The organism is Streptomyces musisoli (assembly GCF_016741855.1).
Classification (GTDB): Bacteria; Actinomycetota; Actinomycetes; order Streptomycetales; family Streptomycetaceae; genus Streptomyces; species Streptomyces musisoli.
Genome location: NZ_JAERRH010000142.1, coordinates 1 through 235, shown reverse-complemented (window position 1 = coordinate 235; position 235 = coordinate 1). Strand labels below are relative to the sequence as shown.

The following is a 235-nucleotide window of genomic DNA, read 5'->3' as shown; positions in this document are numbered from 1 at the left end:
GGCCGGTTGTCGTACACGTTCGGTCTGGAGGGGCCGGCGGTCACGGTCGACACGGCGTGTTCGTCGTCGCTTGTGGCGTTGCATCTGGCGGTGCAGGCGCTGCGGCGCGGTGAGTGTGCGATGGCGCTGGCGGGCGGTGCGACGGTGATGTCGTCGCCCGGTCTGTTCGTGGAGTTCAGCCGGCAGCGGGGTCTGGCGGCGGACGGCCGGTGCAAGGCGTTCGCGGAGGCCGCGG

At 72.3% G+C, this 235-nt stretch carries 1 protein-coding gene; it reads left to right on the top strand.

The genetic code is table 11. The features are described 5' to 3' along the window. Window positions 1–235 (top strand): beta-ketoacyl synthase N-terminal-like domain-containing protein (locus JK361_RS42985; RefSeq protein ID WP_268983319.1); only part of this gene is annotated, 235 nt, incomplete at both ends.